This window comes from Actinomyces sp. HPA0247 (assembly GCA_000411415.1).
In the GTDB taxonomy this organism is placed as follows: Bacteria; Actinomycetota; Actinomycetes; order Actinomycetales; family Actinomycetaceae; genus Pauljensenia.
On record KE150450.1, the window covers coordinates 692,682 to 706,585 of the forward strand.

12 protein-coding genes and 1 tRNA gene are annotated in these 13,904 nt (G+C 65.8%); 8 read left to right on the forward strand and 5 right to left on the reverse strand.

Translation table 11 applies throughout. From position 1 onward, the window contains the following. Positions 1-45: 45 nt before the first annotated feature. The 3 genes from HMPREF1478_RS02815 (at position 46) to HMPREF1478_RS02825 (ending at position 3,698) form a co-directional block, all read left to right on the forward strand. The gene (locus HMPREF1478_RS02815; RefSeq protein WP_016460569.1) at positions 46-1,932 is read left to right on the forward strand and encodes a prolipoprotein diacylglyceryl transferase; all 1,887 of its coding nucleotides are present in this window, start codon (positions 46-48) and stop codon (positions 1,930-1,932) included. Next, entirely contained in the window at positions 1,929-2,834 is a 906-nt protein-coding gene (locus tag HMPREF1478_RS02820) for an alpha/beta fold hydrolase (RefSeq protein ID WP_016460570.1), read from the forward strand. Before HMPREF1478_RS02815 ends, HMPREF1478_RS02820 begins: the two co-directional genes overlap by 4 nt. Positions 2,835-3,014: 180 nt before the next feature. Then, a complete protein-coding gene (locus tag HMPREF1478_RS02825) occupies positions 3,015-3,698 on the forward strand; it encodes a Crp/Fnr family transcriptional regulator (protein WP_003791132.1) in 684 nt (227 codons plus the stop codon). Between the two features lie 169 nt (positions 3,699-3,867). Here HMPREF1478_RS02825 and sp36 read toward each other — a convergent pair whose 3' ends face one another. Both sp36 and HMPREF1478_RS02835 read right to left on the reverse strand, forming a co-directional pair. After that, a complete protein-coding gene (gene sp36 / locus HMPREF1478_RS02830; RefSeq protein ID WP_003791133.1) occupies positions 3,868-4,047 on the reverse strand; it encodes a Sp36 family protein in 180 nt (59 codons plus the stop codon). Then, on the reverse strand, positions 4,044-4,403 hold the full coding sequence (locus HMPREF1478_RS02835) for a WhiB family transcriptional regulator (protein WP_016460571.1): 360 nt from the start codon (positions 4,401-4,403) through the stop codon (positions 4,044-4,046). The genes sp36 and HMPREF1478_RS02835 overlap by 4 nt, the downstream gene beginning before the upstream one ends. Positions 4,404-4,571: 168 nt before the next feature. Here HMPREF1478_RS02835 and HMPREF1478_RS02840 point away from each other — a divergent pair, with 168 nt between their 5' ends. The 4 genes from HMPREF1478_RS02840 to HMPREF1478_RS02855 all read left to right on the forward strand — a co-directional run bounded on the left by HMPREF1478_RS02840 (position 4,572) and on the right by HMPREF1478_RS02855 (position 9,890). Further along, entirely contained in the window at positions 4,572-6,701 is a 2,130-nt protein-coding gene (locus HMPREF1478_RS02840) for a transglycosylase domain-containing protein (RefSeq protein ID WP_016460572.1), read from the forward strand. A gap of 1 nt (position 6,702) precedes the next feature. After that, positions 6,703-7,683, forward strand: a complete 981-nt coding sequence (locus HMPREF1478_RS02845; RefSeq protein WP_016460573.1) for a metallophosphoesterase — start codon at positions 6,703-6,705, stop codon at positions 7,681-7,683. Positions 7,684-7,890: 207 nt separating this feature from the next. Beyond that, positions 7,891-7,964, forward strand: a tRNA-Pro gene (locus tag HMPREF1478_RS02850). Between the two features lie 1,428 nt (positions 7,965-9,392). Next, positions 9,393-9,890 (forward strand): hypothetical protein, encoded by a 498-nt coding sequence (locus HMPREF1478_RS02855; RefSeq protein WP_016460574.1) that lies wholly within the window; start codon positions 9,393-9,395, stop codon positions 9,888-9,890. 110 nt (positions 9,891-10,000) lie between these two features. Here HMPREF1478_RS02855 and HMPREF1478_RS02860 read toward each other — a convergent pair whose 3' ends face one another. Together HMPREF1478_RS02860 and HMPREF1478_RS02865 are read right to left on the reverse strand one after the other, a co-directional pair. Further along, entirely contained in the window at positions 10,001-10,384 is a 384-nt protein-coding gene (locus tag HMPREF1478_RS02860; RefSeq protein WP_016460575.1) for a hypothetical protein, read from the reverse strand. Between the two features lie 370 nt (positions 10,385-10,754). Next, positions 10,755-11,738: a bile acid:sodium symporter family protein gene (locus HMPREF1478_RS02865; protein WP_016460576.1), complete on the reverse strand. Its 984-nt coding sequence runs from the start codon at positions 11,736-11,738 to the stop codon at positions 10,755-10,757. A gap of 245 nt (positions 11,739-11,983) precedes the next feature. Here HMPREF1478_RS02865 and HMPREF1478_RS02870 point away from each other — a divergent pair, with 245 nt between their 5' ends. Continuing rightward, complete coding sequence (locus HMPREF1478_RS02870; RefSeq protein WP_034474858.1) at positions 11,984-12,766, forward strand: YwiC-like family protein; 783 nt, start codon at positions 11,984-11,986, stop codon at positions 12,764-12,766. A 65-nt stretch (positions 12,767-12,831) separates the two neighbouring features. Here HMPREF1478_RS02870 and hisC read toward each other — a convergent pair whose 3' ends face one another. Next, complete coding sequence (hisC, locus tag HMPREF1478_RS02875) at positions 12,832-13,896, reverse strand: histidinol-phosphate transaminase (protein ID WP_016460578.1); 1,065 nt, start codon at positions 13,894-13,896, stop codon at positions 12,832-12,834. Between the last annotated feature and the right edge of the window lie 8 nt (positions 13,897-13,904).

Sequence of the window (13,904 nt, forward strand, 5' to 3'; positions counted from 1 at the left end):
GCGGTCTGACGGACCGTAATATGTGGGCAGATATAAGGAGGAAGCATGTCCGAGAACGAGTTTGACGTCCAGCGCGACCGCGCCGAGGAGGACCGCGAAAACGTGGTGCTCACCGGCGAGGAGATCGAGCTGCCGGGCGAAGATTCCGACGCGTCGGCGATCATCGGCGAGTCCAGTGAGCCCATCCACACGGGCGAGATCGAGTCGGTCGCAATCGGCGGCCTGACGGGACGCGTTCCGGCTGCTGCCCCGCTCAAGCCCACGATCGAGGACAAGATTTCCACGGGCGAGCTGCCCGTCGTCGCCGCCCCCGAGGGCGACCTCCCGGTCGTGTCCACCACGGACGAGGCCGAGGCTGCTTCCGAGGAGACGCCTCAGGTGGCGGATGGCGGGCTAGGCGACGCCGACGCACCTGCGGAGACGGCGAACGATTCGGAGGGCACGCACAGTAGCGACACCGCGGATGAGGCTTCCTCCGAGGAAAACGCGCAGGATGCTCCCGCGCAGACCTCCGAGAACGCCGCCGATCAGCAGGACGTGTCGGCCGACGAGGAGCCCGCTGCCAGCGCCGCCGACGAGGAGTCTGAGACCGGCCAGGCCGACGCGGAATCCGCACATTCGACGGATGAGGGCGCCAAGGCCTCGGGCCAGGACGACGCGACGTCAGCGGACGCCACGCCCGAGGCCGAGGACTCGTCCGACGAGACCGACACCCCCGAGGAACCGGAGCCCACGCGCACGCCCGTCATGACGCCCGCGCAGGCTGCCGCAGCGCTAGGCCTGAACCTGGATGAGGCAGTCACGAAGGGCGAGAAGCCCGCTGACGCGGAGGAGCCCGCTGAGGCCACGGAGCCTACTGATGCCGCCGATTCCGCTGTCGATTCCACCGAGGAATCGAAGGACGCAGACGAGGCCAAGGACGCGGACGAGGCCGGGGAAACCACCTCGGCCGTCGGTGGTGCAGCCGCCGAGCACCCGCTCACCTCGCGCCGATCGATGATCTTCGGTGACGACGAGGCGACGACCCCGTCGATCCCGGCACTCGCGCCCACCAGCCAGGCCGCCCCGGCCTCGTCGGAGGAGACCGACGCCGCCTCCGCCGAGGTCGACCAGCCCGCCGCGGATCCCACCCCCTTCACCGAGCCGACAGCCCAGCTGCCCACCCAGCACGCCCAGGCCTCGTACTCCTTCGAGGACCAGGACGCCGCCGAGGAGGCGCGCCCGCGCCGCCGTTCCCTGCTGGGTGAGGGCAACGAGGACGCCGAGGCCGCGACCCTGGCCGCGATCGCATCGACCGCCGCACGCGGCGACAAGTCCGACTCCGGCCGACTGGACGACGAGCTCTTCTCCGCCGCCCCGCAGGTCACGGAGATGCCCTCGCGCACGGGCGCGCACTGGCTCTCGCTCCTGCTGTTCCTCATCCTCACGCCGGTCGGCTGGTACCTGGCCGCTGACGCGGGGGCGCGCATGACGCTGGCTGACGCCGCGCCGATGTACACGGGCGTCGCCTCGATGCTCGCGCTCGGCGAGCTGCTGGGTTCGATCCTCATCGCCGCGATCCTGTTCATGGTGGCGCGCCGCTCCTCGCTGGGCGCCTGGCTGACGGGCCTGGGGACGCTGATCGTTGGCCTGCCGTGGGTCATGGCTCCCGGCATCACGGCCACGTCGGCGCTGGCCGCGCTGACCGCGCTGACCAACACGGGCTCCCTGGGGGCAAACCTGTCGCACCACCTGCAGGCTTCCGGCTACTCGGGCCGTTTCGTCCTGCTGGGCGTGGCGCTCCTTGGCCTGGCGTACGTGTCGCACGCGGCGCGCCGCACAGGCCGCGACGAGGAGGCTCTGCGCACCTCGATCGAGGCCACGAACCCGGCGGGCGCCTTCTACTCCAAGCGCGCACGCAAGAAGGCAGCGAAGGACGCGGCCCGCAAGTGAAGACTTTGATTCCCGCCAGCGCGATCGAGCTCGAGGGTCCCTGGACCCACCGGCACGTGAGCGCTGGCGGCGCCGCATTCCACGTTGCCGACATGGGCGAGGGCATGGACCATGCGCTCGTTCTTCTCCACGGTTTCCCCGAGCACTGGTGGGCATGGCGCGACGTTCTGCCCGCGCTCGCCGAGTCGACGTCGCGCGTGTTCGCCCTCGATTTACGAGGCTTTGGCACCTCCGACCTGACGCGCGGGGACTACGACCTCACCCAGATGGCGAACGACGTCATCGCCGTCGTACGCGCCCTCGGTATTACCTCCTTCTCGGTGGCTGGTATGGGTATCGGGGGCACGATCGCGTGGATGATCGGCGCTCTCGCGCCCCTTGAGCTGCGGTCGGTGGCCGTCCTGTCGGCCCCTCATCCGCTCGGCGTTCAGCCCGTCATCGGCAGGGCGCCGTGGGCAGGTGGACGCGTGCTGCAGGGACGCCTCGCGCTGCCCACGGGACGCGAACGTGCGCTGCGGTCCGGGTCACTCGTGACGACCGTCTATCGCGCGTGGGCCTCGCCGGGGAACGTGGATGGCCTCGTCTCCCAGTCAGGAACGTACCGGGCCGCGTTGCGTCGCCCCTTCGCTGCGCACACCGCGCTGCGTGGCCTCGGCGCTGCCCGCAAACTCTCGCGCGAGGAACGACGCATCCTCGCCGAGCCGCTGCGCGTACCCGTTCTCTCGCTGGTCGGGCGCGACGATGGCGCCTGGTCCACGCTGGATCACGCAGCGGACGCCCAGTTCGTGGATGCGCCGCTCACGCAGATCGTTATTCGCGAGGCCGGCCACTTCCTCCCCGAAGAGGCCCCCCAAGCGGTGGCTGACGCTCTGTCAGAACACGCTTTAGCACACGCCAAATAGCGCATTTTTCATTAGACAGCTCACACAAATCGCAAAATGAAACGCGTTTCACCTGATAGATAGGGCATAATGGTGTGATGCGCGGTACCTCCTCGTGAGCGGTATTACGTATGGGAACCACTGCGCAGTCCAAATCGGAACGCCCGAGCAATCGGGCACGAGCGGAAGGAGCTCCGCACAATGATCGGTGACGGAAACTTCATCAGCCAGGTGCCGCTGTTCGGTGGCCTTGATGATGCACAGCAGGTGTCCCTCCAGCAGAAGATGGGTCATACCACCCTGCGTCGCGGAGAGACTCTCTTCGACGAAGGCGATCTCGGCGATCGCCTCTACATCGTGACCGAGGGCAAGGTGAAGCTCGGCCACACCTCCAGCGACGGCCGCGAGTCCCTGCTCGCAGTCCTGGGCCCCGGAGAGATCATCGGTGAGCTCACGCTCTTCGATCCGGGCCCGCGTTCGACCACCGCGACTGCCGTTTCCCCGGCGTCGCTTCTCTACCTCGAGCACGAGGACCTCATGCACGTGCTCGACACCAACCCCACCCTGGCCAAGCACATGCTGCGCGCCCTCGCACAGCGCCTGCGCCGCACCAACGAGTCCCTCTCGGATCTCGTGTTCTCCGACGTTCCCGGCCGTGTCGCCAAGGCCCTCCTGGACCTTGCAGACCGCTTCGGCACCGCGACCGATAAGGGCGTCCACGTCCCCCACGACCTCACGCAGGAAGAGCTCGCCCAGCTGGTCGGCGCCTCCCGTGAGACCGTCAACAAGTCTCTGGCCGACTTCGTGTCGCGCGGCTGGATCCGTCTGGAAGGTCGTGCCGTGACCCTCCTCGACGTTGATCGCCTGGCGCGTCGCGCTCGCTGACCTCAGCTCTCGGGTTGGGCCCGGCACCAGTGGTGCCGGGCCCAACCTATTTGTTATCTCCCAACCTTGTTGTCTCCCAACGCAAACGAGGCCGCGGCCCGCGTGCGCTCAACGCACACGCCAGCCACGGCCTCGTCGTATTCGATTGATTGCGCGCGGATAGTGCGCGTCAGTTCTGGACGGCGGGAGCTTCCTCAATCGGACGCTTGAGGTAGGCCACCAGGTTCTCGGAGCCCGTGGGGCCGGGGATCACCTGGACGAGTTCCCACCCGTCGGCGCCCCACTGGTCGAGGATTGCTTTCGTCGCGTGCGTGAGCAGCGGAATCGTGGAGTATTCCCATTTAGTCATGCTTCCATCCTACCTGCCATCTGCGGGCGAACAAAGGACAGAACCTTAGGGACGTGAGGACTGCGCAGCTCGCGCGCGAGGGACTCGTCGGAGGTGCGCAGCCACTCCAACCAGTTTTCCGCGTGCGGATAGTGGCGCAAAATCGCGCGGCGCTCCCGCTCTGTCAGCCCGCCCCACACGCCGTAGTTGGCTTCGGACTCAAGCGCGTCGGCGAGGCATTCGAGGCGAACCTCGCACTCATAGCAGCGCATACGAACCTGACGCTGAGACGCACCCTGCACGAACAGCACGTCCGGTTCGATGGACGCGCAGAGTGCGCGAGCGACCCAGCTCTGGTCGTCGCCTTGCGTTGACATCGTGGAACTCCACTTCACTGTATTTTGAGCCCTTCCTGTGACCATACACACATACGATTGTGGGTGCAAACGCTGCGACCACGATCAAGGCCGTCAGGCGTGACTCATCAGGCAATTCTCACGCGTCGCCAAACGCCAGATGAGCACGCCGCCACGTAAGCTAGGAATATGTCGCACTCTCACTCTCGCGCTGTCCGTCCGGCCCAGCTGCTCGCGCTGCTGCTGGCGTTCCTGAGCGTGTCCGCGCTCATGGGCGTCGTCGGGGCAGGCATGCTTGTCCCCGTCGCCGGCCCCACCGCGCTCGTCGCGAAGTCGGTTCCGTCCGTCTTCAACGAGCTGCCCGGTGATCTGCAGACGGTGGCTCCCGCCGAGGAGTCCCAGCTGCTGGATTCGTCTGGCGCCGTGATCGCGCACTTCTACGACAAGCAGCGCATCGTTGTGCCCAGCGCCAACATCGCTGACGTCATGAAGAAGGCGATCGTGGCGATTGAGGACAAGCGCTTCTACGAGCACAACGGCGTTGACGCCACCGGCATCGCACGCGCGCTGGTCTCCAACCTGGGCGACAGCGGACGCCAGGGCGCCTCCACGATCACCCAGCAGTACGTGCGTAACTCGCTGGCCGAGCGCGGCTACCTCGAGGGCGACGCGGATCAGGTGAGCGCGGCGACCGAGCAGACCACCGAGCGTAAGCTCCGCGAGATGAAGTACGCGCTGGCACTGGAAAAGACCCAGTCCAAGGATGAGATCCTCACGGGCTACCTCAACATCGCGCCCTTCGGTCCGATCACCTACGGCGTAGAGGCCGCTTCGCAGCGCTACTTCTCCAAGTCGGCCTCGGAGCTGAACTACCTGGAGGCCGCGCTCCTCGCTGGCCTCGTTCAGTCCCCCGTCCAGTACGATCCGCTGACCCACCCCGAGGCCGCCCAGGAACGCCGCAACACGGTCCTGGCCACGATGCTCGAGCAGGGTGTCATCACGCAGGAGGAGTACGACCAGGGCGTCGCCACGAGCGTCGAGTCGATGCTGCATCCGACGGTGTCCTCCGAGGGCTGCTCCGGCGCGCCGTCCGCGCAGGCTTACTTCTGTGACTACGTCCTGTCGCAGTTCCTGGAGGATCCGGCTTTCGGCTCCACGCGCATCGAGCGCGAGCGCCTGCTCAAGACGCAGGGCATCACCATTCGCACCACGCTGGACCCGGCGAAGCAGAGCGCAGCCTACGCGTCCCTGACGAACGCGATTCCCGTCGGCGACGCGTCCGGCCTGAACGACGCGATTGTCTCCCTGGATCCGCGCACCGGCAAGGTCCTCGCGATGGCTCAGAACACGACGTACGGCATCGAGAGCGGCCAGACGATGGCGAACTACTCGGCCGACGGCAACTTCCAGGTTGGTTCGACCTTCAAGGTGTTCACCCTCCTGGAGTGGTTCAAGGAAGGCCACTCGGCATACGAGACCGTAGGTTCGAACAACACGTTCTACCCCAACGGATCCTTCAAGTGTGATGGCCGCGCCATCACCACTGAGGGCTACCAGGTCAACGACCTCGCAGGCAAGACCGGCTCCATGAACGTCGTGCGCGCGACGGGCCTGTCCGTCAACCAGGCCTTCGTCAACATGGCGTCGCGTGTGGACTTCTGCTCCATCTTCCAAACCGCCTATGACATGGGCGTCACGGAGGACGGTGAGGTTCCTGCGCCCTTCCCGGCCAACATCCTTGGTTCCGTGTCGAGCTCCCCGCTGCAGATGGCGTCCGTGTTCGCGACGATCGCAAACTCCGGCCAGCAGTGCACGCCTCAGCCCATCGAGTCGGTGACCGACCGTAACGAGAACGTCCTCAAGGAGTTCTCAGCGGACTGCAAGGAGGTCATCTCCCCTGACGTCGCAAACAAGACGGCCGCACTGCTGACGGCGTCGGCCGGCCAGTACTACACGGCGACGCGCCTGGGCGACGGCCGCCCCTTCGCCGCGAAGTCGGGTACCACCGACGGCCACGCGAACACGTGGCTGACGGGCTTCACGCCGTCGCTCGCGACGTCCGCGTGGGTGGGTCACGGCGACAACTCCTCGCAGGAAGTGTCCGGCGTTGTCATCAATGGCGTCTACCACTCCGAGATCTTCGGTGAGACCTACGTCGGCCAGAACATCTGGGCCCCCTACATGACGCAGGCGCTGGCGGGCACCCCGGTAGAGGCCGTATCGAACGCGAACATCGGCGCGTCCACTCCGCAGCGCGGCACCACTCCGACGCCTGCTCCTTCGCAGTCCCCGAACCCGTCGCCGTCGCCGAGCCACTGAGATGACGACTGATACGGCAGCGTTGCTTCAGGAGGCCACGGCCTCGTCCACTCGACGAGGCCGTGGCCTCCTGCGCACCGCGGGCACGCTCGTGGGTGGGCTGGGGCTCGCAGGGTTAGCAGCGGGGGGCGCTGCGCTCGCCTGGGGGTCGGTCGAGCGCACCATGCCGGTGCTGCGGCGCTACGAGGTCCCGGTTCGCGCCCGCGTGCCCGAGGTGACGATTCTGCAGATCGCAGACCTGCACCTTTTCGAGGGCCAGGAGTTTTTGCTGCGATTCTTGTCCGACGTGGCAGCCTCGGAGCACTTCGACATGGTCGTTGCGACGGGCGACAACTTTGGGTCGACGGAGGCTCTGGACATGGTGATGGACGCGTATCGTCCGTTCCTGTCCTACCCGGGTGCGTTCGTGCTCGGTTCGAATGACTACTATTCACCGATCCCCAAGCGTTGGAGCCGCTACCTATCGCGTTCGAAACCGCACCCGGTGCGTGTTGTCCCCGATCTGCCCTACCTGCCGATGGTGCGTTCGATGCGCCGGGCGGGCTGGCTGGACCTGTCGAACGCATCCGGCACACTCCGCCTGCCCACGGGCACGGTTGCTCTGCTCGGCACGGATGACGCGCATATTTACCGTGATCGCCTGGGGGCTCCAGCCTCGTCGTGGGGAGCATCCGATGTCCTGCGCCTCGGGGTGACGCACGCGCCGTACACGCGGGTTGTTTCCGCGCTCACCGAGGTCGGCTCGGACCTGATTCTCGCGGGCCATACGCACGGCGGTCAGATCGGCATTCCGGGGTTCGGCGCCATCATCACAAATTGCGATATTTCGCGCCCCTACGCGAAGGGCCTGAGCCGCTGGGAGGCTCCGGACGGTTCGACGGCGTGGCTACACGTGTCCGCGGGCCTGGGGACGTCCCCCTACGCGAAGGTGCGTATCGCGACTCGCCCCGAGGCCTCGCTCCTGCACGTGTACCCGGCGTAGCCACATAAGCATACGCAGCGTCGCCGCATACGCATACCCGGCGTCGCCGCATACGCATACCCGGCGTCGCCAGGGCATTCGCGTCGCAAAGATTCCGCAAGAGGCGCTTCCAATCAGCCAGCCTAATGCGGCGTGGGACACACTTATGCCGCTTGCTTGATCTCCGTTTGGGATTATCGGTGAGGAAACGCTATACTCGAACGGCACCGGGGTGTGGCGCAGCTTGGTAGCGCGCTTCGTTCGGGACGAAGAGGCCGTGGGTTCAAATCCCGCCACCCCGACCGGTAATCGCCGGGACCGTTTGGTCCCGGCGATTTTTTATCGATCAGCCCTCCTTGGGCTCACCACCAGATGTGGGGTCGCGCCCCAGATCTCCGGCCACGAGGCCTGCCTAATCTCCGACACCTGCACGCCCCGCCCGCTCGCCGGCCGCCATCCGCGCCTCGAGCTTCGCTCGGCGCGTCGACTCGTTGTCCGGCCAGGCTCCGCAGGCCACGCGGCGGCCTCCAATCGGGCGGGGCGGGCGGATGCGGATAGGTTGTGCGCATCCGGATAGGTTATGCGCATGTAGATAGGTTATTAAGCTATCCGGATGTTCATTACCTATCCGGATCTCGATTACCTATCCGGATGCGTAGTACCTCGAGGTAGCCCGCCTAATCTCCAGCCGCCGCGTCGCCCGCCCGCCCGCCATCCGCGCCGCGAGCTTTGCTTTGAGTGATTGATCGTGAGGCGCACCCTGACCCTGCCACAGATGGGCACAGCAGTTTTGCACGTAATTCCCCTGAGAATGTTTCAAATATTGAAATTGGATCGTTGAAATTCCGCGGTTTTCGAGCTGTCGCCGAATGAGGCCCGGGAGGAATTACGTGCAACTTTTCGGGGACACACAGCGCAGCATCCGACAGTTTCGCATGCAATTCCCCTGAGAATATTTCAGGTTTTGAAATCAGATCGTTGAAATTCCGCGGTTTTTAAGCGTGCGTCGATTCGTACCGTGGGGGAATTGCATGCGAAATTTGTGGAGAGGTGGTCTTGGCGGCGCCTTGGGGAGGAGCCTTGGGGAGGAGCCTTGAGGAGGTGCCTTGGGGAGGAGCCTTGGGGAGGAACCTTGCCCGGACTATCCCACCCCGACACCGGCGCGAGTTGCGCACCGTGCGGTCTCCAATCTGGTGCGATGGGGGTTTTGCACTACACGAAGCCCTCTGACGGCGTGTCGCCTGCGTGTCACACCCCCATGTAGTGCAAACCCCCACACGGACCCCACGTAGGGCGCCGCAGCACCCGACGATGAAGCTCAGGAAACACGCATAAATGACCGACGTGGCAACGGCCGACGCCTCCACGGCCGACGCATCGATGACGGACGTGGCACCGAGGGGGCCGACGCACAGAACAGCGGCCACTCACAACACTGAGGGACGGCAACCACGACCAACGCCAATGGAGGCGCAGCAGAGCCCGAACGCCCTCACACAGACACCAGGCACGAAAGCAACACCCGGAGCAAAGCACAGACCACGACCACCAAACAGATTGACAGTCCACGCGGCGGCCTGTCATCTAGCGGGATAATACGCCGATACGAGGCGTCCGATTAACCCCGATTTTCCCGCGTCAGCACGACCTCACTGACCGATATGTTAATTTCATGCTTTTGGGGTTAGACTGAGCGAGAACGTACACTTCAATATTTCAAGGAGCATCCCATGAAGCGTCGTATTGCAGCCGCCCTCCTCATCACTCTGCTGCCCCTGGGCATGTCCGCGTGCCTGCAGGTCAAGACTGACAACCCGACGTCCTCGCCGTCGTCCTCGTCCGCGCCTTCGCAGGAGCCGACCAGCACGCCTACGCAGGCATCGCCCTCCGCGTCGAGCTCGTCGAAGTCGAACCAGACGAAGGAGGAGGCCTGCGCCATTCTCGACGACAAGGCCAACGCCATCTCCTCGAGCCTGAACGAGAAGGACAAGGCCTCGGTCATCAAGACCCTGTCCAACTTCATTGACATCATGAAGTCTGACGAGGTCACCAACCCCGAGGTCAAGGTGGCGGCAAACGGCCTGGCGGCCAGCGCACAGAAGCTCCTCGACGCGACCAAGGCGGCCGACGATCAGCCGACGGCTGAACAGCGCTCCCGGATTCTGTCAGCGACGTCGGAGTACCTGGAGTCGATGAACAATCTTCAGTCGGTGTGCGAAGGTAAGTGACGCTCTGGCGAGCACACGACACCCGTCAAGGTAGAGGTGAGGGTGGCCCCGCGGGGCCACCCTCACTTTTCAATGCCCACACGCGGGCATACACAATCTGATGGTGCGCGTCAGCGCGCGTTGCACACCGTCTCGAGCGACGACATCGATGTCGTGAACGTCGTGTACAGGTCCATGGCCTCGCTCATCTGGTCTGCCGACGGGTTATCGCCCACCGTCTTGGCGAAGTCGGCGAGGGCCTGAGCACTATCGCCCGCAGCCACCGCAGCAGTCTTCACTTCGGTGTTGGTGATGTCGTCAGACTTCAGGACGGTCGCGACGTTGGTCATGCCCTGGATCATGTCTTCCGTGTTGCTCGGATCCAGGCCATCAATTGCCTTGACGGCCTTGTCGTTGATGATCTGGCACGCGGCCTGCTTGGACTGTCCACCGCAGGCGGCCAGGCTCAGGGGCAGCAGCGCGACGAGGGCGGCCGTCAGAAGACGCTTTTTCATGAGGGTTACTCCTTCGAGTATTTGTGATGGGTACCCACGAAGCATACCGCATTTTCGCATCATTGATTACCTCGCGGTTAACGAACATGCGTGCATTTTTTACACATCCGCTGCACGAATGACGACGGCGCTTGATAGCTACGCCGAACATGCGCCGAGGAGTGGGCCGCCCCGCGCTTACACGACGAGGAGGGGGACAACACCGCGAACACACGAGGGCCACGCTCACACGAGCAACATGGGCACACGAGCAACGCGCTCGCAGGACGCGGAAGGGGGCGGCCCCAACGGGCCGCCCCCCTTCTCACTATCTACTCAGTCGAGAACCGGAACTGGGGATGAGTGCTCGCCCCGCCCCGGCCTCGTCGATTCAGGCCGCTCCGCCGTTCTTCCAGCGACGGAAGAACATCGCCAGCAGCGCGCCGGAGAGGTTGTGCCACACGGAGAACACGGCTGCCGGGAGCGCAGTCTCCGGGGTGGAGGCGAAGTGGGTCTTTGCCAGCGTCGCGGCCAGCGCCGAGTTCTGCATGCCGACCTCGATCGCGGTCGTGCGGGCAGCCTTGTCGGAGCCGCGGCCGACGCGTCCGGCCAGATAGCCGAAGAGGTAGCCGAGCAGGTTGTGGCAGATGACCACGGCGATGATGAGGGCGCCGGACGTCAGGATCTTGTCGACGGAACCCGACACGACGACCAGGAGCACGTAGCAGATGCCCAGCACGGAGATCCAGGGCAGGATCGGCAGGATCTTCTCCACGAGCTTGCCCGCAACGAAGCGCACGATAAAGCCACCCAGGACGGGGGCGAGGACCATCAGGAGGATGTTCTTCGCCATGGCCGCACCATCAACCGGCATACGCGAACCCACCAGCCAGGCGGTGAGCAGCGGCGTCATGAGGGGCGCGAGCAGCGTCGAGATCGAGGTCATGGTGACCGATAGGGCGACGTCCGCCTTCGCCAGGTAGGAGATCACGTTCGAGGCCGTGCCACCGGGCGCGCAGCCGACGAGGATGACGCCGACGGCGACCGCGTCGGGGAGGCGGAACACGTAGCACAGGGCCCAACCGACGAGGGGCATGATCAGGTACTGGGCGACGACGCCCACGAGCACGGGCAGAGGACGCTTGACGATGAGTCCAAAGTCGGGCAGCGTGAGGGTCAGGCCCATGCCGAACATGATGACGCCGAGCGCCCAGTTAACGCCGGGGGCCAGCGGCTTGAAGGTGGCGGGGGTGATCATGGCGATCGCGAAGGCCGCCAGGATCAGCAGCGGGAAGACCGTGACGGCGATGCGCGCACTGCGGTCCTCGGAGGACAGGGTCGGAGATTGAGTTGTGACTGCGTCTGATGTGGACATGCCCCCATATTTCACCGATTGTTGAAATTTTCCCTTCCCCATCTCACGTTGTGATCAGCTCAGTATTGAGCCTCACAAGACCACTTCACTAAGCTAAGGCTATGCACAGTGCAGCGCCGCAGACTCAGACACCGCCCGAACGCACCGGGGGTGACGGTTCCGCACACGCCCCAGGGACCGCCACCGACCGCGCACCAGCACGTCCCCAGGGCCGCCCGAAGCCGCGCCACCACAACAATCCCCACATGCGTAAGCTCGCCCGCGACGGCTGGATCTCCGATCAGCACGGCGCGTGGACGATGATGGCTTTCCCGCCGCTGCTCGGGTGGGCGCTGTCCTACTCCTTCTCGTGGACGGTCGTGCTCATGCTGGTGGCGTGGGCGATGGCGTTCCAGATGTTTTCGGCCGTGTGCTTGTGGGTGAAGACGCCCGCCAAGCGCCGCGCTCGAATCGCTCCCGCGGTCATCACCTACGCCGTCCTCGCGGCGCTCCCCGGCGCCACCCTGCTGGCCTTGCGTCCGCAGCTGCTGTGGTGGGCGATCGCTTTCGCACCCCTGGCCTCGTCCGCGCTTTACCTTGTGTGGAAGGGCCGCGAGCGCTCCCTGGGGGCTCGGGCGGCGTCGATCCTGGCGGGTAACATCATGGGTCCCGTGGCTTTTTCGCTGGCGGTCGCGGATGGTTCTCCGGCCGCGGTGTCGATCCACGCGTGGGCGACGTGCGCGGCCTTCGGTCTGCACTACATCGGCACGGTTCCGCTGGTGCGTTCGATGATCCGGGGACGCAGGGATCCGCGCTGGGCGGTGGGTTCGACGCTGCTGCACGCGGCGTTCACCCTGGGCGCGGCCGCGGCGTGGTGGTTCGGAGCGCTCACGATCTGGCCGGTCCTCACGTGGGCGTTGCTGACGGCCCGCGCGTGGGTGATGCCGACGATCAGCCGGAAGCGGGCGCGCCCGATCTCGCCCAAGCTCATCGGCTATAGCGAGCTCGGTTGGTCGCTGCTCCTGATCGTCTCCCTGTTGATCCCGTAATCACCGCGCTGCGGCGGGTGTATGGGCGCGTCCGATTCGTCGGGCGGGCCCATTCGCACACGCCCCTACGCGCCGATGCCCGAGGTGCGCGCAAATTCGGTGGCGACGGACAGGAAGAGGTCGTTCTGCTCGCGCGAGCCGACCGAGACGCGCACGCCCACGCTGAAGGGGCGCACGATGAGGCCCACGCGCGCGCATGCCTCGACGAGGCCGTAGACGTTTCCGCGGATCAGGTAGAAGTTCGACTGGCTGTCGGGGATGTCGTATCCGAGGCCGCGCAGCGCCGGTATGATGCGCTCGCGTTCGGCGACGATCTCGGCGACTGCGCGCGCCACGCCCTCGGAGTCCTTGAGGGAGGCGAGGGCCGCTGCGAGCGCGAGGGAGTTGACGCCGAAGGGCACGAGGAGGGCCTGGATCGCGCCGATCACCTCGGCCTCGCCGATGGCGTAGCCGACGCGCACGCCCGCGAGGGCGTGGGCCTTGGAGAAGGTGCGCATGACGATGACGTTGGGGTGCTCCTCGATGAGGGGAACCGCAGTGCGTACGCCGGGCTTGGTCGCGAAGTCAATGTAGGCCTCGTCGACGATGATCATGACGTCGTCGGGGACGTCGGCGACGAACGCGGCGATTTCCTCGTAGGTGAGGGCGGGACCCGTCGGGTTGTTGGGCGAGCAGACGATGACGGCGACGGTGTCGGGCGTGATCGCGGCGCGCATGGCATCCAGGTCGTGGGTGCCGTCGGGGAGGAGCTCCACGGGCACGGGGTCGCCGCCCACGGAGGGCACGGCGATCGGGTAGGACTCGAAGGAGCGCCAGGGGTAGACGACCTGGGTGCCGGGCTGGCAGACGGCGGAGAGGGCGGCGAGGAGGATCGCCGAGGAGCCGGTGCCCACGCACACCTGGTCGGCGCCGACCCCGAAGCGCTGCGCGAGGGCTTCGCGCAGGGGCGCGGCCGTCAGGTCGGGGTAGCGGTTGATCGTCTCGAGTTCGCGGGCGATCGCTTCGAGCACGGCGGGGCTGGGCGGCGTCGGCATTTCGTTCGAGGAGATCTTGACGGCGCCGGGGGCCGTCTTGCTCGGCACGTAGCGGGGCAGGGCGGCGACGGCGGGACGAATGCGCAGGTTGGTCATGTGTGTAG

Bases quoted from the DNA above. Each gene is read 5' to 3' on its own strand.
- HMPREF1478_RS02815 (WP_016460569.1), top strand. From the start codon at position 46: ATGTCCGAGAACGAGTTTGACGTCCAGCGCGACCGCGCCGAGGAGGAC.
- HMPREF1478_RS02825 (WP_003791132.1), top strand. From the start codon at position 3,015: ATGATCGGTGACGGAAACTTCATCAGCCAGGTGCCGCTGTTCGGTGGC.
- sp36 (WP_003791133.1), bottom strand. From the start codon at position 4,047: ATGACTAAATGGGAATACTCCACGATTCCGCTGCTCACGCACGCGACG.
- HMPREF1478_RS02835 (WP_016460571.1), bottom strand. From the start codon at position 4,403: ATGTCAACGCAAGGCGACGACCAGAGCTGGGTCGCTCGCGCACTCTGC.
- HMPREF1478_RS02840 (WP_016460572.1), top strand. From the start codon at position 4,572: ATGTCGCACTCTCACTCTCGCGCTGTCCGTCCGGCCCAGCTGCTCGCG.
- HMPREF1478_RS02845 (WP_016460573.1), top strand. From the start codon at position 6,703: ATGACGACTGATACGGCAGCGTTGCTTCAGGAGGCCACGGCCTCGTCC.
- HMPREF1478_RS02855 (WP_016460574.1), top strand. From the start codon at position 9,393: ATGAAGCGTCGTATTGCAGCCGCCCTCCTCATCACTCTGCTGCCCCTG.
- HMPREF1478_RS02860 (WP_016460575.1), bottom strand. From the start codon at position 10,384: ATGAAAAAGCGTCTTCTGACGGCCGCCCTCGTCGCGCTGCTGCCCCTG.
- HMPREF1478_RS02865 (WP_016460576.1), bottom strand. From the start codon at position 11,738: ATGTCCACATCAGACGCAGTCACAACTCAATCTCCGACCCTGTCCTCC.
- HMPREF1478_RS02870 (WP_034474858.1), top strand. From the start codon at position 11,984: ATGCGTAAGCTCGCCCGCGACGGCTGGATCTCCGATCAGCACGGCGCG.
- hisC (WP_016460578.1), bottom strand. From the start codon at position 13,896: ATGACCAACCTGCGCATTCGTCCCGCCGTCGCCGCCCTGCCCCGCTAC.